This window comes from Streptomyces sp. NPDC015532 (assembly GCF_043078065.1).
In the GTDB taxonomy this organism is placed as follows: Bacteria; Actinomycetota; Actinomycetes; order Streptomycetales; family Streptomycetaceae; genus Streptomyces.
This window is the reverse complement of record NZ_JBIBSY010000027.1, coordinates 1-20,746: the sequence shown is the minus strand read 5'-3', so window position 1 is coordinate 20,746 and position 20,746 is coordinate 1. Positions and strand designations below refer to the sequence as shown.

The 20,746-nt window shown below is 70.8% G+C and carries 23 protein-coding genes and 1 pseudogene; all 24 read left to right on the top strand.

Features of this window, described 5'->3' with window-relative positions; genetic code table 11:
* The first annotated feature begins 62 nt into the window (after positions 1–62).
* The 24 genes and pseudogenes from ACF07B_RS41580 to ligA all read left to right on the top strand — a co-directional run bounded on the left by ACF07B_RS41580 (position 63) and on the right by ligA (position 20,600).
* Entirely contained in the window at positions 63–1,049 is a 987-nt protein-coding gene (locus ACF07B_RS41580; RefSeq protein WP_392182767.1) for a hypothetical protein, read from the top strand.
* On the top strand, positions 1,046–1,510 hold the full coding sequence (locus tag ACF07B_RS41575; protein ID WP_229878011.1) for a hypothetical protein: 465 nt from the start codon (positions 1,046–1,048) through the stop codon (positions 1,508–1,510). Before ACF07B_RS41580 ends, ACF07B_RS41575 begins: the two co-directional genes overlap by 4 nt.
* Before the next feature lie 125 nt (positions 1,511–1,635).
* Positions 1,636–3,000: a hypothetical protein gene (locus tag ACF07B_RS41570; protein WP_392182766.1), complete on the top strand. Its 1,365-nt coding sequence runs from the start codon at positions 1,636–1,638 to the stop codon at positions 2,998–3,000.
* Between the two features lie 22 nt (positions 3,001–3,022).
* Positions 3,023–4,330 (top strand): Eco57I restriction-modification methylase domain-containing protein, encoded by a 1,308-nt coding sequence (locus ACF07B_RS41565; RefSeq protein ID WP_392182765.1) that lies wholly within the window; start codon positions 3,023–3,025, stop codon positions 4,328–4,330.
* Positions 4,331–4,460: 130 nt separating this feature from the next.
* Positions 4,461–5,018 carry a hypothetical protein gene (locus ACF07B_RS41560; RefSeq protein WP_024127013.1) on the top strand — a complete coding sequence of 186 codons (558 nt, stop codon included), beginning with the start codon at positions 4,461–4,463 and terminating at the stop codon, positions 5,016–5,018.
* 174 nt (positions 5,019–5,192) lie between these two features.
* Complete coding sequence (locus ACF07B_RS41555; RefSeq protein ID WP_392182764.1) at positions 5,193–5,867, top strand: GNAT family N-acetyltransferase; 675 nt, start codon at positions 5,193–5,195, stop codon at positions 5,865–5,867.
* A gap of 93 nt (positions 5,868–5,960) precedes the next feature.
* Complete coding sequence (locus ACF07B_RS41550) at positions 5,961–6,200, top strand: hypothetical protein (protein WP_024127015.1); 240 nt, start codon at positions 5,961–5,963, stop codon at positions 6,198–6,200.
* 194 nt (positions 6,201–6,394) lie between these two features.
* Positions 6,395–6,859, top strand: a complete 465-nt coding sequence (locus tag ACF07B_RS41545) for a hypothetical protein (RefSeq protein WP_024127016.1) — start codon at positions 6,395–6,397, stop codon at positions 6,857–6,859.
* A 77-nt stretch (positions 6,860–6,936) separates the two neighbouring features.
* Positions 6,937–7,239 carry a hypothetical protein gene (locus ACF07B_RS41540; protein ID WP_024127017.1) on the top strand — a complete coding sequence of 101 codons (303 nt, stop codon included), beginning with the start codon at positions 6,937–6,939 and terminating at the stop codon, positions 7,237–7,239.
* A 122-nt stretch (positions 7,240–7,361) separates the two neighbouring features.
* Positions 7,362–7,700, top strand: coding sequence for a hypothetical protein (locus tag ACF07B_RS41535; RefSeq protein WP_392182763.1), 339 nt, complete (start codon positions 7,362–7,364; stop codon positions 7,698–7,700).
* A gap of 252 nt (positions 7,701–7,952) precedes the next feature.
* The gene (locus ACF07B_RS41530; RefSeq protein ID WP_212728899.1) at positions 7,953–8,315 is read left to right on the top strand and encodes a hypothetical protein; all 363 of its coding nucleotides are present in this window, start codon (positions 7,953–7,955) and stop codon (positions 8,313–8,315) included.
* Positions 8,316–8,460: 145 nt separating this feature from the next.
* Positions 8,461–9,477 carry an N-6 DNA methylase gene (locus ACF07B_RS41525; RefSeq protein WP_392182762.1) on the top strand — a complete coding sequence of 339 codons (1,017 nt, stop codon included), beginning with the start codon at positions 8,461–8,463 and terminating at the stop codon, positions 9,475–9,477.
* 47 nt (positions 9,478–9,524) lie between these two features.
* Entirely contained in the window at positions 9,525–9,878 is a 354-nt protein-coding gene (locus ACF07B_RS41520; protein ID WP_392182761.1) for a hypothetical protein, read from the top strand.
* 37 nt (positions 9,879–9,915) lie between these two features.
* Positions 9,916–10,886, top strand: a pseudogene (locus ACF07B_RS41515) (DUF4007 family protein).
* A gap of 186 nt (positions 10,887–11,072) precedes the next feature.
* Positions 11,073–11,681, top strand: coding sequence for a hypothetical protein (locus ACF07B_RS41510; protein WP_392182760.1), 609 nt, complete (start codon positions 11,073–11,075; stop codon positions 11,679–11,681).
* 108 nt (positions 11,682–11,789) lie between these two features.
* Positions 11,790–12,473, top strand: coding sequence for a hypothetical protein (locus ACF07B_RS41505; RefSeq protein ID WP_392182759.1), 684 nt, complete (start codon positions 11,790–11,792; stop codon positions 12,471–12,473).
* A 244-nt stretch (positions 12,474–12,717) separates the two neighbouring features.
* Positions 12,718–13,455: a hypothetical protein gene (locus ACF07B_RS41500; RefSeq protein WP_392182758.1), complete on the top strand. Its 738-nt coding sequence runs from the start codon at positions 12,718–12,720 to the stop codon at positions 13,453–13,455.
* A 76-nt stretch (positions 13,456–13,531) separates the two neighbouring features.
* Entirely contained in the window at positions 13,532–14,326 is a 795-nt protein-coding gene (locus ACF07B_RS41495) for a hypothetical protein (protein WP_392182757.1), read from the top strand.
* On the top strand, positions 14,323–15,255 hold the full coding sequence (locus tag ACF07B_RS41490) for a hypothetical protein (protein WP_392182756.1): 933 nt from the start codon (positions 14,323–14,325) through the stop codon (positions 15,253–15,255). Before ACF07B_RS41495 ends, ACF07B_RS41490 begins: the two co-directional genes overlap by 4 nt.
* Before the next feature lie 103 nt (positions 15,256–15,358).
* Positions 15,359–15,925: a hypothetical protein gene (locus ACF07B_RS41485; RefSeq protein WP_329449055.1), complete on the top strand. Its 567-nt coding sequence runs from the start codon at positions 15,359–15,361 to the stop codon at positions 15,923–15,925.
* Positions 15,926–16,000: 75 nt separating this feature from the next.
* Entirely contained in the window at positions 16,001–16,558 is a 558-nt protein-coding gene (locus ACF07B_RS41480) for a hypothetical protein (protein ID WP_329449054.1), read from the top strand.
* On the top strand, positions 16,555–17,460 hold the full coding sequence (locus ACF07B_RS41475) for a hypothetical protein (protein ID WP_392182755.1): 906 nt from the start codon (positions 16,555–16,557) through the stop codon (positions 17,458–17,460). Before ACF07B_RS41480 ends, ACF07B_RS41475 begins: the two co-directional genes overlap by 4 nt.
* 68 nt (positions 17,461–17,528) lie before the next feature.
* On the top strand, positions 17,529–18,185 hold the full coding sequence (locus ACF07B_RS41470; RefSeq protein WP_392182754.1) for a hypothetical protein: 657 nt from the start codon (positions 17,529–17,531) through the stop codon (positions 18,183–18,185).
* Between the two features lie 360 nt (positions 18,186–18,545).
* Entirely contained in the window at positions 18,546–20,600 is a 2,055-nt protein-coding gene (gene ligA, locus ACF07B_RS41465; RefSeq protein ID WP_392182753.1) for an NAD-dependent DNA ligase LigA, read from the top strand.
* Positions 20,601–20,746 lie beyond the last annotated feature (146 nt).

The window sequence follows — 20,746 nt, the reverse complement described above, 5'->3', positions numbered from 1 at the left end:
CAACTTCTACGCCCGGCGGGCCCGCCCGTGGCCGCCGGGCTCTGCCACCTACGAGGATGACCATGCTCGCTGAACGCTTCCGCCCCTCTGACATTGAGAAACTGGTGCGCATCGCCGGCGCCCTGGCCCACTCACAGGCCGTCGCCGAACTGCCGTCGCCGTACCGTGAACTCGCCCGGCGCGTTCACGCTGAGATCGTCGCCGAGGCCGGCGGCCGTCGGTCCCCGGCCGTCTCCGCCTTCCTGGCGCCTCGCCCGGGCGAGCAGGTGTGGATGCTGCGCATCTGGACGCGACACGAGGACTCCACGGCGCCGTACGCCACGAGGGGCGCTGCCCTCGATGAGCTCGCCACGCACGTGCGCAGCAACTGGGCCAACGTGGGCGGCCAGGGCGACGTGCCCGATGAGCCTCCGGCCAACGACGTGGAGGCGATCGACCTCTACTACGGTGCCGACGGCGACGCGGTGCCCGATCAGGGCTTCGAGCTGTACTCGGAGGAGATCGGACGGCCGCACCGCTCTCGGATTGTTCCCCTGAACTTCGCCTTCCCCGACGCCGTGACGGCCGATGGCCTCAATCGCGGCGCGGTCTTCTACGCCGCCGATGACGACGGACCGTCGTGCATCGAGGTGGCCGGTGTGCTCGTCTTCGGCTACGTGGACGCCGAGGACGGTGTCGTGCGGGTCTCGGTCCACCTCGACAGCGCCGACCCCGAGCACGTCGTTCGGCCGGACGGGACCGTACCGCTGCGCGTCGTCGTCGAGGACACCGTCGTCCTCGACGACCACAGTCACCACCACGCCCCGCACCCCACCGTGTTGGAGCAGCTCCTGGACGCTGCCGACCTGGAGCAGAGGGCCGTGATCTCCTCGGTGGCGGTCTCGGCGGGGCTGATGTGGAGCTGTCCGGACTGCCGGTGGCCCAACCCGCGGGCGACGGAGGAGTGCGAGCGCTCCGGCTGCGGAATCAAGTTCAAGGCGGCGGCGATCGGTGCGCAGGCGGCAGCGCTCTCCGCGGTGCCGACTCTCGCGCTGGAGGGCCCGCGATGAGCGTCAAAGCCAAGTCCTACCCGCCAGCGCCCCAGCACCTCCGTGCCGCATGTGCCCATCCATCGGGGCACCTCACGTCACACGGCAGCCGTACCACGCTCCAGGTCTACCTGGACGACGGCCTGGTCTACCGCAACGACGGCGACGATTTCCGGCTGCCGGCGGAGTTGGCGCAGGCGCAGGGCGTCGGACCGTACTTCATCACCGGCGCCGGGCGGCGGGCGATCCTGAACGACTCCCAGCTGGCGGCCATCGACTCCGCGGACGAGGACGGCGCGCTGCGGGACGTCAGCTGGCCAACCGCCGCCGCCCTCACCCGTCTCGCGCTCGTCGAGTACCGGGACGCCGACGGCACCCCGCAGCCCACCGACGGCGACGACGGCCGTACCGGCCCGAAGCACCGGCCCTTCCTCACCCCCGCGGGCGTCGACGCTGCACGCGCCGCGAAGTCCCAGCCCTGATCCCCCTCTCCTTCGGCGGGGGGGGGGCCCCCCCCCCCCCCCCCCCCCCCCCCCCCCCCCCCCGCGGGGGGGGGGGGCGGCCCCCCCCCCCCCCCCCCCCCCGCCCCTCCCCCACAGGTACACCCATGACTTCCCTCGCCCTGTTCGCACCCGACCTCGACAAGGCCGGCCCCGCAGCGTCGTCCTCCGGCGTGCCGGCCCCGGCCGAGGTCGCCTCCGCCGACGCTCTGGAATCCTTCCGCGCGACGAAGCACAAGTCGCTCAACTTCGGTCTCGGCGTCGACTCGACGGCGCTGGCCCTGGCGATCATCAACGAACCGGCTGCCTTCGGGGTCGCCACGGACTTCTCCGACTTCTCGATCGTGACGGCGATGACCGGCTTCGAGTTTCCCGACACGATCTCCGACGTCGAGAACCACGTCCTGCCGCTGCTGCGGGAGAAGGGCATCCGGTACACGCAGGTCGCGCGCGCCGGCCACCTGGAGTCCGCCGGCGTCCAGGTCCTCTCCGACACCACGAATCCCGGCAAGGTCTTCGACCGCGGCCAGTGGACCCTCATGGACGAGCTGGAGGCCAACGGCACCGTTCCGCAGTACGCGGGCGGGCACAAGTGCGCGCAGAAGTTCAAGGCCTTCGCCATTGATGATCTTCAACTGCGGGAGGCCGGCGGCCAGACGGTCGGCAAGCTGTTCGGCTACAACGCCGACGAGCGCAAGCGCGCGGTCAAGGCCAACAAAGCCCAGGCCGAGCGCAACGAAAGGGCCGGCCGCCAGACCTTCGCTCTGGACTACCCGCTGCTCCGGCTCGGTTGGGGCCGCAAGGACGTGCAGGGCTACGTCAAGGACCGCCTCGGGATCGACATGTCCAAGTCATATTGTCCTGTTTGCCCGTTCTCTGGGGTGTGCTCGCCGCAGCCGGACCACCTGAAGCGGCTGCGGAAGTACCCCGACCTCGCGGCGCGCGTGCTGCGCCTGGAGTACCTGTCGATGGCCCTGAACGACAACAGCTCCCTCTACAAGGACGACACCCTGTTCCGGCGGGTCACCCACGACCAGAACACCGAGGCGCTCGGCCAGTTCAACGCCCGGCTGGACGAGGAGCCCTGGGCGGTCTACCGGGTGCAGCGCGTCTACACCGCCGGCCGACGGCCCGAGTGCAAGACCGATCACGGCGACCGATGCGCCAAGCCCGAATGCCGCGACAACGGCATCAAGGGCACCGTCTACCGGTCGGTGAAAACCGTCCGCACCGGCAGCCGCACCGAAGCCGGCACCTTCCTGACCACCGCGGCCACGGCGCTGAACCGCCCGGTCGAGCACTCCACGGACGCCCACGGCGCCGGCATCGCCCGCGTGCGCACCCGCGTCCGCCCGGACTCCAAGACGTACGGGACGGTCGAGGACTTCTACGTGACCGCCCCCGCCGGCGTGCAGGACAAGGCCCGCCCTGCCTTCGCCGAGGTCTGGGCCGCGATGACCGACAGCCAGTAGCACCCGAGCCCTGCGAGGAAAGATGACCACCCGCACCCTTCCACCCGGCGCCTACGACAAGCTCACCGCCACGGTCACGCGCGACACCGGCGACCGGCGCACGGCCGCCCTCTGGATCCACGCCGCGGCCCTCGTCCGGCACGCCCACGACCACGTCCTGGCCCCGGCCGACGACCGCCCTCCGGGCCCGGGCGGCCTGCTGAAGTCCCTGGAGAGCCTCGCCAACTGCCACCCCGCGCTCATCCCGCTCTTGGATCCGGCCGTACTGCCGCTGTGGGAGCAGCCGCTCGGCGCGGCCGCCTGGGCTGCCATCGAGGAGTTCTGGGACCGGCACCCCGCTCTGGAAGGTGAGCACCGCGTGGACGGCTACGCGCTCGGCGACACCTACCAGCTGCTGTCCGAGGAGGCCCGCAAGGGGCGCGCCCTGTGCCAGACGCCGCCCTGGGTCGCCCGTCTCCTGCTGCGGCTGTCGCTGGAGCCGGCGATGGAGGAGTGGGGGCCGGCCGATGTCCGGATGATCGACCCTGCCTGCGGGACCGGGCACATCGCCGTCGCCGCGTTCCACATGGTCCGCGTCCCGCCGGTCCGCGGCCGCCGGCCCGCTCCGGTCGGGCATGGGCCGCGGGCCGTCGAGCGGGCGCTCGCTGCGGTGTCGGGTGTGGACCTCGACGCGTACGCCGCCGCGCTGACCGCCTACCGGCTCCTGGCGAGCTCGGCGCACGTCCTCGGTGTGAGCCTGGACCGCGTCCCGGCGTCGTGGCCCGTCAACGTGGCCGCCGCCGACTCCCTGCTGGACCGCACCGAGCCCCTGCTGGCCGCCGGCGCCTACCACGCGTGCGTGGCCAACCCGCCGTACATCACCCCGAAGGACCCAACCGTCCGCGACCAGGTCCGCGCCGCGTACCCGCAGGTGGCAGCCGGCAAGTACTCGCTGGCCCTGCCCTTCACCGCGCTGATGCTCGAGCACCTGGCCGTCCCGGGCGGCTTCGTGGCGCAGCTGACCGCGAACTCGTTCATGAAGCGAGAGTTCGGCAGGCGGTACGTCACCGAGTTCCTGCCCCGCTTCGACGCGCGCTGGATCATCGACACATCCGGGGCCTACATTCCGGGCCACGGAACCCCCACCTGCATCCTCGTCCACCGGGCCCGGCCGCCGGTCGGCGACACGGTCACGGTGATCCGGGGCAACCGTGGAGAGCCCCACGTTCCGGAGGACCCCGCGCGGGGGTTGGTCTGGAGCGCGATCGAGGACGCGGTCGACAGCCGGCTGGCCTGGGACCGATTCCAAGCGGGGGCGGAGCTCGCACGGCGTGGTGGGGACACTCCTTAGATTGTTGCGTATTCGCATTTCAGTGTGTATTGTTTCTCTCGGATCGGGCCAACGCCCCACCACACCAACCCACTTGACGAGCGCAGCTCTAGGCTTCGCGCCGTCCCAGTGCATCCGGGGACTGATACAGATGAAGCGGAACAAGCCGCTCATAAAGCGCCGCAAGGCGGGAACACAGCACGAGCGGCGGAGGCCGTACCAGTGGCAGGAGAGCGCCACCACCTATTGGGCGCTGGCCGTGCCTCAGGCGTTCGCCGGGACCGGCCAGACCGTTCTCGACATGACCGGAGCGGTGCCCGCGGGCGCAGACGAGTCGTCCCCCGACAGCCCGCGCTACGGCTCCTCATTGCGCTGGCGGCTCGACCGCGACGGCCAGACCCAGTTTGTCTATGGCAAGGAGGTCTGGCGCCGCTACCAGGGCGAGAGTCAGGCGGCCTACGGCAAGCGCATCGCCGAATCGTTCCGTCGGTCCCTCCCCACCTCTCCGGACGTGTACCACGTGTTCGTCGCGGAGCGGCCGGGATGCGCACGCGGAACGCGATGCCCGCTCACGCAGCACTGGTACACGGCCATCGAGGCCGACCTGTCGACGCATCGGCCGGATCGGTGCCCGATGGGCGTTCTCAATGACGGCCCGCCCTGGCGCCTGATCGGACAGACCGTTCCTGACGGCCGCCACATCTACTGAGGCCCCTCCGCACAGCACTCCGGGCCGTCCGGGCAGCTCGCCCGCTCCGGTCGGCCCGGCCCCGGCCCGAACCCCGCCCCGGTCCAGCGTGACCGAGCCCGCCGTTGAGGACCCCTCCGGCGGCCCACAACCAGAGGCGACGTACTGCGCCTCGCATCACCCCCAGGAGCCTCCATGGGTACCACTCGCACGCGCCTGCCCGGCATCACCTTCCGGGACGCGGCGCCCACCGACGCCGACGCCGTCATGCGCCTCCTCGCCGACGTGAATCCCGACGATCCCAACGCGTTCGAGGAGGTCCGGCCGAACCTGTCCCTGCCGCAGGAAGGGCCCCTTTCCCACTTCCGGGCCCTGATGGTCGTGGCCGAAAGCAATGAAGGCGAGACGCTCGGCGTCCTCCTGGGAGGCGCTCCGCTGTGGCTCTTCGACCATCCCGGCATCGACGTGCCGCTGGCGCACCTTCTGGCGGAACGAATCGCGATCATCACCGCCGTTGCCGTGGACCCCGATCAGCGCGGGCGAGGCATCGGGGCCGAACTCATCCGGCATTCCGTACGCCGCTTCACACGCGCCGGCTACGGGCTGCTGACCCTTAACTGCTTCCCGAAGCTGGAAAGCTACTACCAGGGTCTCGGCTTCTCGATCATGAACGACCTGAACGTGGCCCTCGGCCCCCTGAACGCGGTCGGGCACCGTTGGGGCGACACCCGGGTGGCCGCCCGGCTCCTGGACCGATACACGACCTTCGTCGACGTCCCGGGCCTTCCCTCCCCGGTCGTCTCGGGCGTCCTTCCCAACACCCGCATGGCCCGTGGGGCGTACTTCGACGGGGAACAGTTTTGCGCCTGACCCGATCACGGCCCGGGCCGTCCGCACTCCCGGGCCGCACAATTCACGCACGGGTGCAGGTGTCGGCCGGCATCCAGAACGAAGGAGGAACTGATGCCGGTTGTCGACGGGAAGAGCCCGAGCCCATGGCGCCGTTGGGCGCTCCGATGGGGCGCGCCGAGTGCAGCCGTCGCCCTGGTCAGTGTGTGGGTACTGGAGCCCGGCAGCGTTGTGGGCGCGATCATTACAGCCGGAGTGGCGCTGGGGGCGCTGCTGGTCTTCGTCGGCACGATGCCCCGTCGGCAGCCGCCTGGAGAACTGCGAGCGCGCAGGGATGCCGGCGGGAACGAGTAGAGCAGCTCCGCGCCGCCACAGGTTGCGCTGAGCGCTCGAACTAGGTGGAACGCGGGGACGGCTGACTGACCGGACCCGCCTTCATCAACCCCATGATGTTGCTTATTTATCTTTCGTTGTGTAGATTGATCGCATCGCTGGCGGGCCTTCAAGTCCACGCCGCGTCCACCCCGTTGCCGTTCAGGAGCCCTGTCATGCCCGTTGCCGTCGCCCATGAGGTCGCCGCCGCCCTTCTCGCCTACCGCCAGAGCAGCAACGACATCTGGCTGACCCTTGTGGACGTCACCACCGACCTGATGCACCTGGCCAGCCACATGCGGGCCGACTTCGAGCGCTGCCTCGACGGCGACGCCAGGGCGCGCCTCGACGAACGGCCACTGGCCGCCATGCCGAACCTCGCCCCGTCCGTCGGGCCGATCACCAACACCGACGACTCGGCCGCCGAAGACCACCTCTTCGACAACTACGTGCACGCGAGCGACGCCGCTGCTGCCCTCCGCGTGCACATGGCAGACGACGCCTACCCCACCTTCTCGAAGGCGCTGTACGTGCTGCTCAACGATCTGCGCGCCTACACCCATGACCTCGGCTTCGACTTCGACGAGGTCATGCGAGCGGCATCACAGGCCCACCGAGTCGACCAGCGCAAGGCCAAGTAGCACCACAAGCCCCCGGCGGCACCGATGCCCTCGGTGCCGCCGCCCCGACATACATCCCGCCCGGAAGGACCTCCATCATGACCACGCCCCTGATCCCCGCCCCGGCTCGGTCCGGCCGCGGCTCGATACGCATGCACCTCGACCGCGGCGAGCACCCCGCGACCCGGGTTCCGCTTCTGGGCAGCGATCTCGACAACCCCTCCGCCGTCTGCGGAGGGTGCGCCAACAAGGTGTTCAAGCAGCTCCACGACGGCCGGGAGCGCCTCAAGTGCGGTCTTCTGCCCCGCGGAAGCCGCGGGCTGCGCGGCCCCGATCTGCGGGACTCCATGCCCGCGTGCGTGAAGTACGCCGCCGCGCCGAGCGCTCTGCGGAACGCCTGAAAGCCGAGCAGCCCGACCCGACCGGCAACGCCTCTCCGCGTTGCCGCCACCCACGGCGGCGCGGTGGGGCACAGCCCAACATCACCTCAGCCCGCTCTCAACGACCCGGGGAACTCACGCCGATGACTGTGTACTTCACGTTCATACCGTCGCGCCGGAAGAAGCCGACCGATCTGACCGCGATGGAGTTCGCCCCGAACCAGGAAGTTCCCGAGCGGGCACTTAAGCGCCGCGTGACCCACCACCACGGCCCGACCTATTACGACGGCGTCAAATACGGCACGTCCCTCGCCGACAGTCCGGCCGAAGACTTCCCCGACGCAGATCCCAGTGCGTATCTGCTCGTGTGGAGGCGCTCCGCCACCCAGGTCGCACCGAAACGGGGCGAAGCACCCGACGAGGTGTGGACCCTCACCCCGCGCGGCCGGGTGGTCAAGAACTCCGCCGACGCGACTCGGTGACGGTAGCGAGGCTCTAAGTCCGGCATCCGGCCCCGCGCAAGCCGCATGCCTCGCCCCTGAGTTGCGTAGGTCCACGCCTCCGTGCGTGCAGTACGCCGCCCGGCACACGAGCAAGCACCGGACCGCCCTCGGTTCCCACAGGAATGAGCCTCGCGCCCCAAGTCGGGGCGCGTGCAGGCCACCGAGAGGGCTGGGCTCCCTCAGACTCCGCACCCCCAACACCACCCGCACTCACCCTTCGGAGGCGTGATCATGCTGCCCGGCCTCGCCCAGCACATCGACTTCCAGCCCGCCCACAACAACTACACCCGCGGGTTCCTCGTGGTGAACAAGGCCAGCCCCACCGTGCACGGGTACGTGTGGGAACACACCCTCTCGGACGGCACGACCACGTGGGTCGCCCAGCCCGATACGACCAACGACGCCTCGCGCATCCCCGGATTCCAGTCCCGAGAGTGGGCCGGCGAGTTCCTGTACGAACGCGAGTGGCCCAAGTTCATCCATCGCGAGGACGCCGCGGCCCATGCCCTCCCGGAGCCGGGATGCACCGACCACGCGCCGTGCGGGACGTGCTCCCTGTGCGAGCCGGACCTGTCCCGCCGCGGAGTCCTCTGAATGTGCCGGGGGTGGCCGCTCGTACGGCACCACCCGTCACCACAACGTGCAGGCCCGGGGGCCTCGGACGGTGCGTTCCCGCCCACGGCCCTGGCCCTGCCCTCCTGTCCCCGACCAGCAGACCCACCTACGTCCTGGAACCCTCATGTCCACTGACACCACCGCCGCCCTCGTGATCGAGGCCGTTGACCAGGCACACACCCACAAGGCCCAGAACTGCACCGATCCAAGCTGTGCCCGGCATGCCGGCACGACCGACTGCCCCCCGATCACCGTCAGCCGAAGCCCCGGTTCCGTCCTCGGCGAGGCGGTCGCCGACGCCTGGTACGCCGCCGGCGGCAGCCGGCTGGACATCCCCGCAGGGGTCGTCGCCGCCCTCGCACTGTGGCCCCAGAAGTCCCCGGGCGCCGAGGCCGCCAACACGATCGCCGCGTACATCGCCGCACAACCCCCGCGCGTCCTGGTCCGCGGCCTGGCCGAGAGCGCCAACTACTACTGGCGCCTTCGCCCCGACCTGTGGACCACCGCCCGCCCCCTGTTCGACTGGACAAGAGAGGACCTCCACGACACGCACCTCGCGGGCGTGCAGGCCGTGACCCGCGCCGCACTGCGCCACGGGGTCCTCCAGCACACCGGAGACACCGACCCCGCCGGAAGGTCCCGGATCGACCTGCTCTCCTGGGTCATCACAAGCCTGCGCCACCACCACTCCCGGCGCAGCCTCGGCGAGTACCACACCCCGCCCGATGTCAGCGCCCTGATCACCGCGATGCTGGCCAACGACGGCAGTTCAGAAAAGCGGCCACACCAACGCGGCGAGTGGGCTCTCGAGCCGACCGCCGGGACCGGAGGGCTCTTCCGCTCCGCCGCGCAGGAACTGCGCCGCGACGGCGAGGACCCAGCCGACCGCGGCTGGGTCATGCTCGAACTCGACCCCCTCGCCGCCGCCGGAGCCGCCGTCAATGCCCTCGTATGGGAACTGGGCCCCCGGGCGGTCGTCGGCTGTGGAGACGTCCTCGCCCAGCCCGACCTGGCCGAGGACACCCTCGCCCAGGCGCGCGACATGGCCCGCCACCGCGATGACGTCATGAAGATGGTCCGCTTCGCGATCGCCACCCGCACCACCGAGCAGCTGCTGGACGCCCTCACGTCCAGCAGGTAGCCGCATGGCCCGGCCCACTTCCGTGGGCCGGGCCGAAAGGAGGAAACGTGGCACACGTTCACGACCACACGGAGGGCCAGGCCGTGACTCAGGCGCTGCGCGCCGTCCTGCCCATCCCCAGCCGGACCCGCGTGTACATGCTGGCCTGTGGATGCCCTGACGCCGAGGGCTGTCTGACCTGGTACATCGACACCGAAACCCGGGCCTACGAGCTCGAACTCGCCCCCGCCGGAGCCCGCCTGCGGCACGTCCATGTGACCAGCCGACCGCTCGTCGGCGACGGCACCACCTGGAGCGAGGACTTCCTCGTCCCCGGCCCACCGGCCGACTGGGCGCAGCCCCTCGCGCGTCTCGTCGCCCGGCTCACCCTCTCCGACCGCAGCCCCCTCTCACTCGACTGAGCCTCACCAAGGGATCACCGTGCCGAACCACACCCCCATGACCGGCTGCCTGCCCGCCTTCGGCCGGCACCGCGGCTACCCACCCCGCGACGGGTGGCTCCGCAAGGTCTACCTCGCCCTGCTCCAGGATCACGCCGCCCTGCGCCGCCCCGACGCGACCGTCGTGCTCGGAGTCGGCAAGAGCATGGTCCCGGCCATGTCCTTCTGGTCCCAGGCCTTCGGACTGGCCGCCCGGCACGGCCGGGACTTGGTGCCCACCGACCGGGCTCACTGGCTCTTGGACGAGCAGACCCCTTCCTTGAGCTCGACACCAGCCTGTGGGTGCTTCATTGGTGGCTGGTGAGTGCCGAACGGTGCCATGTGCCCAGCTGGCGCTACCTCTTCGGGTACTCCCCGATCAGCCGGTACAGCCGCGCAGAACTGCAGGGGCGCCTTGTGGCGGCCGCCGAAGCCGCCGGCCACACGAGCCCGGCCCGATCGGTAGTCGCCGCGGACATCGCCTGCCTGGTCAGCATGTACGCGCTCCGGGACCGCGACGCAACGGGTGTCGAGGACGAACTCGCCAACCCCTTCCGCACCCTGCACCTGCTCGACCCCGAACCTCCCGCTGGTGGAGCTGCCGGCCGAAGCCACGGCGTGGCCGTCCGTCGCACCGCCGGCCGCCGCTGCCCCGACGTCGTCCAGGCGTACGCGAGCCTGGACTTCGCCGCCCGCACCGCGGGTCCCGCGCGCGGCTCCATCAGCCTCGCCCGTCTCGCCTCCGATCCCCTCGGGCCGGGCAGGCTTTTGCTCACCGGCAACGAAGACCTCCGCCGGGCCGTGCACAGGGTCGCCGGCCGCCATGCGGATCTGGCCGTTGTGCAGTCCGGCGACGGGCAGGAGACCCTCGCCTACTCGCGCGGGCCCGCTCTCCTCGCCGAGGAGGTCCTGGCAACCGCCTATCCCGCCCTGCAGCCTGATGCCGGCCGCGCGTGGGGGCAACTCGCTGCTGCTCGGTCCCGGTCCTGACGGCTTCCGCCTTCGCCGCCGGGATCCGAGCCGACGCCGCGATGGCACCGTGATGCCCACGGGCACACGACGCGACTCGATGTTGCTTATTAATAGTTCACTGTGTATTCTGATCTCAGTTGGTGGTGCTCGCCCCTCGGCTTGAGCGTCCCAGCCCTTCCCTACCGACGAGATCAGGAGACACTCATGCGCATCAAGACCGGTGAGCAGCACCAGGGTTGGACCGTGGTCGACCAGGCACGGCGCGAGTGGCGCGGCTCCTTCGAGGGTGTGTGGCTCGGCGTAGACGAGTCCACGGGGCACTGGATGGTCGGCCGCCAGCACGACGGGCAGTCGATGGATGACGGGTTCGACACGACCGGCAACTGGTCCGCGTCCCGGATCTTCCGTGAGGACAACGAGTACCTCAACATGCGCCGGGCCCTGGCGGCGTACGACGAAGAGGCCAGGAACGCGAGCGATGTCTGGAACGGAATGTGGGACCAGCGCGCCCACGAAGCCGTCGCCCGGCACCTTGCGCACCGCGTCCCGTTCCCGGCCCCGCTCCAGCTCTCGGCCGGATGGATCGGGCGGGGCCTGAGCGACTCCCACTCGCCGATGGGGGCGACGATTCCGCTCGACGGGCCGGTGGCTAAATATGAGCTGATCCGCTACCTCCAGGGTCAGACCCGGTTCGACGAGACCGTGACGGAGGCGGGATCGGTCTATGAGCAGGAGGCGTACCAGCTGATCATCAACGCGACGGGGCCGATCCTGGTCGTGTGCCGGGGGGTGAAGTTCTACCTCAGCAAGTAGGCCGGACGGCACGTGAGGCGCGGGGCCGCGCGCACCGCGCCCGTGCCGCCAGCCACCCACCCGACGCACCGAAAGCGAGGACGCCGCCCCCGGGGCGGCGGAGAAGACATGGACCACAAGAACCTCATCGGCCACGACGGCGCCGTTCACGAGGGTCTGCTCAACAGCCACACCGGCTTTCTGATTGACGTGGTCTGCGACGCGGGCCGGTACTCGGTCGTCCACCACTACGAGCACTTGGACCCGGCGCGCGTCACCGACGCCCCGCTCTCCTGTCCGGCGTGCGTCGCCGCGAGCCCGCCCGCCGCCGGGTCCCTCCACCGCGGTCGTCTGGCCCACCGGTACGCCGAGGACGTCCTCGCCCGCGCCGACAACCGCGGATATCCGCCCGGCCTGGACGACGAGGCACTGCGCCTGGCGTTCGTGGCACGCACGGTGGAGGACCCGCCGTCCCAGCGTCTCTACGCGCTGATCAGAGAGCACTTGGCCGACATGCTGACCGATCGTGCGCTGGCCGTGCCGGAAGGGATCCCGCAGGTCCTGGTGCCCTACACGCGGTACACCGGCGGCGAGGTCCAGGCTCCGGTCGGGCTTGGGGACCGCCTCATGCGCGACGGTGTCGCCAGCGGCCACTTCCCGATCGTGCGGGTCGAAGCGGTCGAGGAATCACCGACCGGCGTCACCGTCACCGTCCGAGAGAAGGACTGGCACCCGTTCACGTGGTCCGCGCAGGAGCTCGGCCGGTGCTTCTTCAAACTCGACCGGGCGCCGCTGCCCGCAGCCGAGCGCTGACCGGCTCTCGCGACTCCACCTACCTCCGCCGTCACCGGCCGCAGGCGGGCCGGGCACCCACTGCTTTCGCTGCGGCCCCCTGCCCCGCGGGGTGTGCGCTGAGACAGCTGCCGCCCCTGGCGCAGCTCCACCACCGGCGCCCGGCACCTTCACGCCCCGGCCGCGCTCCCCCACCGTCGGCCACCCGACGCACCCGCCAGTCGTACGTCGCCTCTCCCCGCCTCGTCTCATGGAGCGCTCCGTCATGCCCTCAGTCGATTTCGACCCGCTCATCGCCGAGGAGCAGCTACTCGCTGCGGCACGCGCGGGGATCCGCGCGATCACGCACGCCACCGGAACCTGTACAGCCCAGGACCTCTCGGAACTTCTCGCCCAGCAGCTCCGCGCCGGCCTGCTCCGTCAAGCCCTCCCCCTCCCGGGATCCTCGGGCCCCGGTGAGCTCGACGTCGAAGCCGTGGTTCAGGCGAACTACGAGCTGGAGACCACCATCCACGGCCGGGCCGCGCAGGTGCGCTTCACGCCGGGCCTTGCCCAGAGTGGTGTGGCTCACGGGGAGCACATGGACGTCCGGGCCGCCGTGTCGCTCACGTACCGGGTCAGCCTCCAGTTCGAGTGCGCCGTGGTCAGCACCGACCGCGGCCAGAGCTGGTCGCCGGCCCTCACCAGCGCGCGGCGCCCTTGGCTGACGTCTGCCAAGAACCTGTGCCCTGAAGTCGGCGAGCAGGTGACCGCCCTCATGTACACCCCCGCCCACGGCCCGGGCCTCGCACCGGTCATCGACGCGGCACGCCTCGTCGCAGCCACGCGGGCCCTGACCCGGCTCCGTGTCGCGCAGGGCGACCTTGCCTTCGCCGGCTCCCGCGCCGTCGCGGCCCGGGCCGTGTTCGAGCGGTACGGCTGCGGTCCTGGCGACGCAACCCGGCTCCACGCTCGTCTGCGGGAGCTCGCGGCCGCGCAGGACAAGGGCCTCGTCGGCTGGTGAGCCCTGCCCGCCGCGCCGCGCGGAGGTCCCGCGCGGCGGCACCGCCCCACCCGATGCCTTCACGTTCGGAGAGGTCATGCCCGTTCTCGTTCCAGCACAGCCCGCACAGGCGGCACCGCCGTTGCCGACCTTCTGGCTCGGCGTCCACCGCCCGCACTGGCTCAAGGAGAGCCGCGTGCCGATGTTCGTGTCGAACCGCCAGCTCGCCCGCGTCAAAACCCTTCCCCGCGCCGGCCACCCGTGGGCGCTCGACAGCGGCGGCTTCACGGAGATCACCAAGTTCGGCAAATGGCGCACCACCCCGCAGCAGTACGTGCAGCAGATCCGCAGGTACAGGGATGAGGTGGGCCGGCTGTCCTGGGCCAGTCAGCAAGACCTCATGTGCGAGGACGACGCGCTGCGCATGACCGGCCTGACGATCGACCAGCACCAGGACCTCACCGTCGCGAACTTCCTGACGTTGCGCGAGCTCGCCCCCGAGCTTCCGATCATCCCCGTCGTCCAGGGGTGGCTTCGTCCCCACTACGCCCGGTGCGTCGAAAAGTTCGCGGCGGCCGGCGTCGATCTGACCAAGGAGCCCCTCGTCGGCGTGGGCAGCATCTGCCGGCGGCCCAGCACCTTCACGGCGAGCTGGATCCTGGAGGACTTGCACGCCATGGGCCTGAGGTTGCACGCCTTCGGCTACAAGAAGACCGGACTCGACGTCTCGTGGCGGCACGTGGCTTCCGCCGACAGCATGGCGTGGTCGAAGGGCGGCAGGTTCGAGCGGACCTGCGGCACGCACAAGAGCGAGGCCAACTGCCTTCCCTACGCGTTGCGCTGGCGCGAAGACCTCCTGGGCCACCTGGCCGCGGTCCGGGAGGCGGCGTGAACGGGATGCCGGTCATGCCCAGCGCCGGTGAGCTGCGGGCGATGGTGGCGGGCGACCCGCGAGGCTATGCCCAGCGGTGGTCGTTCGGCGTACCCAGCTGGCGGCACGCCTCCGAAGGAGGCTTCCGCAGGGCTCGATACGAGGTCGTCCGGATCGACGAGCAGACGGCACGCCGCTACGTCACCTCACAGCACTATCTCTCCGGATGGCCCGCAGCCATCCAACGCTTCGGGATGCTGGACACCGAGGCCGAGGCCGGCCCAGACGATCAGACCGTGCACGGGCACGTCCTGGTCGGAGCCGTGGTGCTCGCCTCCCCGATGAACGAGCGAGTTTTGACCGTCCCCTTCCCCGGACTTGCTCCGTACGCGGAGAGCGCCGAATTGGCCCGACTGATCGTCAGCCCTTCCGTCCCGGCCAACGGGGAGACGTTCCTGGTGTCCCGAGCCCTGCGGCTCGCGGCGGAGAGCGGGCTGCGCGCAGCAGTCTCCTTCGCCGATCCCATGCCGCGCCGGCGGGTCACCGGCGAGGGTGTGGTGATCGGCTCCCCCGGCCATCTCGGCATCGTCTACCAGGCGCTCGGCGCCCGGTTCACGGGCCGCGGAACCGCCCGGTCCCTGTGCTTCCTGCCCGACGGGTCCGTACTCAGCGCACGGTCAAAAGCCAAGGTGACCGGGCGGGAGGCTGGCAGCGGCGGGGTCGTCCGCCGCCTCGAACTTCTTGGGGCGCGGCCGCTGCGGCCCGAGGAGGAGCCGGCTCGCTGGCTGGCCGAGATCCTGCCGGCGATCGGCGCCCGCGCCGCTCGTCACCCCGGCAACCTGCGGTATCTGCTGCCCGCCGCGCGGACCCGGGCCGAGAGGTCGAGGACGGTCTTCGGGATGCCCTCTCTTCCGTACCCGAAGTGGGCGGATGATCGTCACCCCGCCTAAGACGTTGCGTATTATTCATTTAATGTGTAATGTGGTGGCTGTGATCGAGCGGCGGATTCGCTCTCACCGACCGCACTCTTCGACCCTCACCCAGAGGACAACCGTGGACATCCCCATCACTGCACGCCAGGCCGCCCGCATCGCCGTGGCGCGGAACGCCGGGATCAACATGAATCCCGTCCGCGAGTGCACCAACGCGGACCGCGCGGCGTGGGCCAGCGAGGCGCTGGAGGCGTACAACCAGCACGCCCCGACGACTCTGTTGCCCGTGCCCGAGCGGACCGAGCGCGTTCGGCTCGGCGTCCTTGCGGCCGAAGCCATGGCCCAGGTCGCCTTCAACCACCCCGGCGACCAAGTCGTCGACGACCAGGAGAGCGCCGACCGCGTGATCGGGGATCTGGTCGCGCAACTCTTCTGCCTGACGGACGGACGGGTCAGCTCCCGGGACCTCTACCAGGCCGCCGAGGAGCTGCGCAGCGAGGCGTTCCCCGTCCACCTCACCGCTGTGTGCGCCGTCGTCGCCGCCGGAGCGGAGCGCGAGGCGGGGATGCTCGCGGCGCTCTTGGACGCGGCCCAGTCGTTCGGGTGCGACGTCCCCGGCTTGGTCGCCAGCGCACGCGACTACTTCGAAGACCTCAAGGCCGAGGAAGCCGATTCGGCGAGCAGCTGAGCCGACGCCGCTCCCCGAACTGACCCGCTGGGCGGAATGTCCCGCCAGCACCCGCCGCCCCCGGAAGGGACCCCCATGGACACGATGATCCCCACCACCCGCGCTCAGCAGTACTGGTACCTCGTGACCCTCGGGCGCGACGCGCTGTTGCGCGAACTCGCTCCCCTCAAGCTCTCCGAGGCCCTTACCCGCGATCCGCTCGCCCTCGCCGGACGATGCCTGGCCGCCGACCCGATCGGGTTCCCCGAAGCACATGAGGCGGCCGAACGAGCGCTGGCCCCGCTGCGCACGGCCCGGACGTTCACCGCCACCATCACCGACGAGGACACCACCGTGGAGCACACCGGCGTCGTGCCGGTCCTCGGCGAACGCCAGGCCGGAAACGTCACCGGCCTGTACGCCGAACTCCTCCTCTTCGAACACAGCACGCTGCTCAACAAGGCCGCCTACCGTCTGTCCCGTATGCCCGGAGACCGGACCTGGGTCGTCGACAGCGACTTCCAGCCCAGCGGCCACCCCGGAAGGTTGCAGTCCTTCGGCTCCAGCCGCCTGGGACGCAAGCGGACCCTCCTGCCGCCGCTCGTCGCCGAACTCGACCGCCTCATCGCGCAGGGGCCGGGAGACGCGACGTGACGCTGTACGGCATCCCGCCCGCCGGAATGCGCCGCGCCATGGCGCCCGAAAGCGGGCGGGACCACGCCCACGCCATAGCCGACGCCGCGCACGCCTGGTGGACGTCCAACCGCGGCGGCTCCAGCGACCGAGCCATCGCGGTGGGCACCCTGGCCGGACTGGCCCTGTCCGCCCCCTCGCGCCCGGAAGGCCCCGACTACGGCCCGCTCCTGCTCCCCCTGAACGACGAGCAGCTCATCGACGCACTTCGGGCCGGCTGGAACTCCTTCTGGACGTACGACCCGGACCTGACCGAAGCCGCCCGCCCCCTCCACGACTGGCTTTCCCACCCCACCGAAACCGACATCCGCGGCCTGTCCGACTACGCCCGGACCCTCGTCCGAGCAGGACTGCTGGAGTACTGCTCCGACACCGCCCGCGCCGAGTCCGACGACATCCTCGGCCTGCTCATCACCCGGATGCGCAGCTACAGCGAACGGCAGTCGACCGGCGAGTTCTTCACCCCGACCGTCGCCGCCAACCACATGGGCGACATCCTCTTCTCCACCGACCGCAGGCCCGGCGATCTCTTCCTCGAAGCCGCCGCCGGGACCGGCACCATGGCCCGGGCCGCAGCCGCCACGATGCGGTTCTTCGCCACCGACCCCGCCGAGTACCGCTGGTGGCTGAACGACCTCGACCCCCTCAACTCCGCATGCTGCGCCGTCAACGCCCAGCTCTGGAGGCTCGGTCGCCACGTGACCGTCTCCTGCGGCGACGCCCTGAACGACCCCCGGCTCCTGGAGGAAGCGGTACGGGAACGCGCCGAGCGGGCGACCGCCGAGCAGCAAGCCCGGCCCGTGCTGTACCCCACCAGGACCCGCCCGCCGTTCTGGCCGTGGCAGTCCGTTCCCCCCTCCTGATCCCAGGGGCGGCGGCCGGCCCCCTGCTGCCGTCGCCCCTCCGCCCCCGCCCGAAACGGAGCACCCCCATGGCCATCAACACGACGCCGCCGCCCGCCATCGCCGCCCTGGTCCCCGATTCCGAAGGACACGGAAAGGTGCTGCGGATCGTCTACGCCCACCACCTGGACGGCGAGTCCTTGGCCTTGCAGCTCTTCCACCGATTCGTCCACCGCTTGCAGGCAGGGACACCCCTCCCGGACGAGATCACTCACTCCGAGGTGATGGCCCTCCTCGGTGAACAGGGCGCCGACTGCGCCGAGGGCTGGCACTCCTCGGCGAACGAGGCCACCGAGGAAGCCTCGAACGAGGCATGGCAGTGGGTCCGGGATCAGGTCAACCGCCTGTTCCCCGGCCTGTCCTGGAAGGTCGAGCCCGACCGGCGCATGAACATGCCCGGGATCGACGCCGACCAGGTCGCGGACATCGTCATCCGGGCGCGCCCCCTGGCGTCGGACGTGACCCGCGCGGCCACCATGTTCGACCCGGCGCTCACCTACTACGCGGACGGAACGCACCTGGTCATGCGCGCCAGGGGAACCGAACGACTTGGGCACGCCTTCGGCATGGCGGAGGGCACCCCCTACGCCTTCCAGGCTGTGCGTTGGGAGGACGGTGGCGCCGACCTGATCGCCCCCCACGTGCTGCACCGCGTCGAAACCCGGGCCGAGGGCGACACGGTCTAGGCAATCGCAGGTCCCGGGCCTCGGAATGCCCCGCGGTCTCCCGCCCTTGGGGCTCCGCCGGCTACCGGCATCCCGACGAGCCGACCAGATCTGACCGAACCAGGAAGGCCCGGTCGGGGGCTTGGGCGAACCCACTCCAGCTCCGTTGCGTCTTCGCATTTCTATGTGTATATTGGTGGTCGTGAGGGCGGGGCATCGCCCCCAACACAAAGCCAGTTCCGAAGGAGCCGCTTCGCGCGGCTCCCCCTGGCCGTGCACTCCCCTCGACGGCCGGGGCCGGCGAGGCCCGGACGACCCCCTGTCCGGGCCTCGCCCCCTTTCCTCCCACGACTGTCAGACCCTTACGAGAGGATCACCCTCATGACGACTCTTCCCGCCGCTCAGGCGCTGTCCGCCGTGTCCGGCCGCACCGAGTACGAGGCCGCGCTCCAGCTTCTGCGTGACGCCTCACGGACGTACTACGGCGACGGCGACAGCGTCCTGGACGACGTCTCGTACGACCAGCTTCGGCGGTCCGTACAAGCCTGGGAGCAGGAGCACCCGGCCGAGGTCTCCCCGGACTCGCCTACCGGCCTCGTCGCCGACGGGGCCGCGCCCGTCGGCGACGTCGCGCACACCACCCGCCTCCTGAGCCTGGACAACGTTTTTGACGCCGAGGGCCTGGTGGCATGGGGCGTGTCGGTCGAGCGCCGGCTGACCCGCGCGCCGAAGGGCGGGTTCACCGTCGAGCCGAAGATTGACGGCGCTGCCGTGGCGGCCCGGTACCGCAGCGGCCGTCTGGTGCAGATCATCACCCGCGGGGACGGCAGTCACGGCGAGGACATCAGCCACGTCATCGGCCAGATCGACGGTCTCCCCGAGCAGCTGACCGAGCCGGTCACCATCGAGGTCCGCGGCGAGGTCGCCTTTACCCAGGCGCAGTTCGAGACGGCGAACGAGGTCCGTGCCGCGCACAACGCGCAGGTCTTCGCCAACCCCCGCAACGGCACGGCCGGCACGCTCAGGGCGAAGGACCGGCCGTACCGTCTCCGGATGACGTTCTGGGCCTACGGCGCGGTCGAGCTGGACGCGGTCGCATACCTGCCCGCCGGGGCCACCCATGCGGAAACCCTCGCGGCCGTGGCCGCAGTTGGCATCCAGACCACCGCGGACTCCGCGGCAGGGCTCCATGTCGTCGCGGATCTCGCCGCGGCACAGGAGCGGGTGGATGCGATCGCCGCCATGCGTGCGGAGCTGCCCGTCGGGATCGACGGCGTGGTGATCAAGATGAACGACGCGGCGGAGCAGGCGGCGGCCGGGTTCGGCTCGCGCTTCCCTCACTGGGCCATCGCGGTCAAGCTCGCGGCGGTCGAGCGGCAGACCGTGCTGGAAGACGTCGTGTGGCAGGTCGGCCGCACCGGGGTCCTCGCGCCGACCGCGATCCTCACCCCGGTCGAGATCGACGGCTCCACCGTCACCCGGGCCACGCTGCACAACCCCGCTGACATCCGCCGTCGGGACCTCCACATCGGCGACACCGTGACGGTCTACAAGGCCGGTGACATCATCCCCCGCGTGCAGGGGGCCGTGGTCCAGCTGCGGCCGACCGGGGCGCTGGAGGTACCGCTGCCCGAGGTCTGCCCTAACTGCGGCGGAAAGATCAACAAAGCGCAGGAGAGGTGGCGTTGCGCGCAGGGCAGCGCGTGCGCGCTTCCGGCGCTGATCCAGTACGCCGCCGGACGCGACATGCTCGACATCGACGGCCTCGGCCCGGCGTACGTGGCGGCCCTGGTGGCGTCCGGTGACGTCGCCGACGTCGCCGATCTGTTCACCCTGACCGCCGAGCAGCTCACGGCAGCATCCGGAAGCGCCAAGCTGGCCGCCAAGCTCGCCCAGCAGATCGAGGCCGCCAAGGCACTCCCCCTCAGCCGGGTCTTCTGCGCCCTGGGCGTCCTCGGCACCGGGCGCAGCATGTCCCGCCGCATCGCCCGGCACTTCGGCGAAATGAACGACATCCGTCAGGCCGACGCAGCCGCGATGCAGGATGTCGAGGGCATCGGTCCCGAGAAGGCCCCGGTCATCGTCGAGCAGGTCGCCGCGCTGGCACCGGTCATCGACAAGCTGATCGCCGCGGGTGTCAACATGAAGGAGCCCTCGGCGGGAGTGGGTGAAGGGCCGCTGACGGGCAAGGTCGTCGTGGTCACCGGCAAGATGACCGGGGTGCTGGCGGCCTACACGAGGACCGAGATGAACTCCCTGATCGAGAAGGCCGGCGGGCGCGCGGGCAGCAGCGTCAACGCCAAGACGTCCATCCTGGTCGCGGCGCCGTCCGCCGGTGGCAAGCCGAGTTCGAAGGCGGTCAAGGCGGCCGAACTCGGCGTCGAGGTTCGCACGCCGGAGGACTTCGCCGAGATGGTCGCCGACTACCTGGCCTGACCGGAGGGGACCAAGTGGCGGGGGGGGCGGGGGGGGGGGCCGCCCCCCCCCCCCCCCGGGGGGGGGGGCCCCCCCCCCAGGGCGGGGGGGGGGGGGGGTGGTGTTTTTTTTTTTATAACATAGACCCGGGGACCCCCACCCCGCAA

Excerpts from the sequence above, each read along its gene's own strand:
- ACF07B_RS41580 (WP_392182767.1), top strand. The coding sequence starts at position 63 with ATGCTCGCTGAACGCTTCCGCCCCTCTGACATTGAGAAACTGGTGCGC.
- ACF07B_RS41575 (WP_229878011.1), top strand. The coding sequence starts at position 1,046 with ATGAGCGTCAAAGCCAAGTCCTACCCGCCAGCGCCCCAGCACCTCCGT.
- ACF07B_RS41570 (WP_392182766.1), top strand. The coding sequence starts at position 1,636 with ATGACTTCCCTCGCCCTGTTCGCACCCGACCTCGACAAGGCCGGCCCC.
- ACF07B_RS41565 (WP_392182765.1), top strand. The coding sequence starts at position 3,023 with ATGACCACCCGCACCCTTCCACCCGGCGCCTACGACAAGCTCACCGCC.
- ACF07B_RS41560 (WP_024127013.1), top strand. The coding sequence starts at position 4,461 with ATGAAGCGGAACAAGCCGCTCATAAAGCGCCGCAAGGCGGGAACACAG.
- ACF07B_RS41555 (WP_392182764.1), top strand. The coding sequence starts at position 5,193 with ATGGGTACCACTCGCACGCGCCTGCCCGGCATCACCTTCCGGGACGCG.
- ACF07B_RS41550 (WP_024127015.1), top strand. The coding sequence starts at position 5,961 with ATGCCGGTTGTCGACGGGAAGAGCCCGAGCCCATGGCGCCGTTGGGCG.
- ACF07B_RS41545 (WP_024127016.1), top strand. The coding sequence starts at position 6,395 with ATGCCCGTTGCCGTCGCCCATGAGGTCGCCGCCGCCCTTCTCGCCTAC.
- ACF07B_RS41540 (WP_024127017.1), top strand. The coding sequence starts at position 6,937 with ATGACCACGCCCCTGATCCCCGCCCCGGCTCGGTCCGGCCGCGGCTCG.
- ACF07B_RS41535 (WP_392182763.1), top strand. The coding sequence starts at position 7,362 with ATGACTGTGTACTTCACGTTCATACCGTCGCGCCGGAAGAAGCCGACC.
- ACF07B_RS41530 (WP_212728899.1), top strand. The coding sequence starts at position 7,953 with ATGCTGCCCGGCCTCGCCCAGCACATCGACTTCCAGCCCGCCCACAAC.
- ACF07B_RS41525 (WP_392182762.1), top strand. The coding sequence starts at position 8,461 with ATGTCCACTGACACCACCGCCGCCCTCGTGATCGAGGCCGTTGACCAG.
- ACF07B_RS41510 (WP_392182760.1), top strand. The coding sequence starts at position 11,073 with ATGCGCATCAAGACCGGTGAGCAGCACCAGGGTTGGACCGTGGTCGAC.
- ACF07B_RS41505 (WP_392182759.1), top strand. The coding sequence starts at position 11,790 with ATGGACCACAAGAACCTCATCGGCCACGACGGCGCCGTTCACGAGGGT.
- ACF07B_RS41500 (WP_392182758.1), top strand. The coding sequence starts at position 12,718 with ATGCCCTCAGTCGATTTCGACCCGCTCATCGCCGAGGAGCAGCTACTC.
- ACF07B_RS41495 (WP_392182757.1), top strand. The coding sequence starts at position 13,532 with ATGCCCGTTCTCGTTCCAGCACAGCCCGCACAGGCGGCACCGCCGTTG.
- ACF07B_RS41480 (WP_329449054.1), top strand. The coding sequence starts at position 16,001 with ATGGACACGATGATCCCCACCACCCGCGCTCAGCAGTACTGGTACCTC.
- ACF07B_RS41470 (WP_392182754.1), top strand. The coding sequence starts at position 17,529 with ATGGCCATCAACACGACGCCGCCGCCCGCCATCGCCGCCCTGGTCCCC.
- ligA (WP_392182753.1), top strand. The coding sequence starts at position 18,546 with ATGACGACTCTTCCCGCCGCTCAGGCGCTGTCCGCCGTGTCCGGCCGC.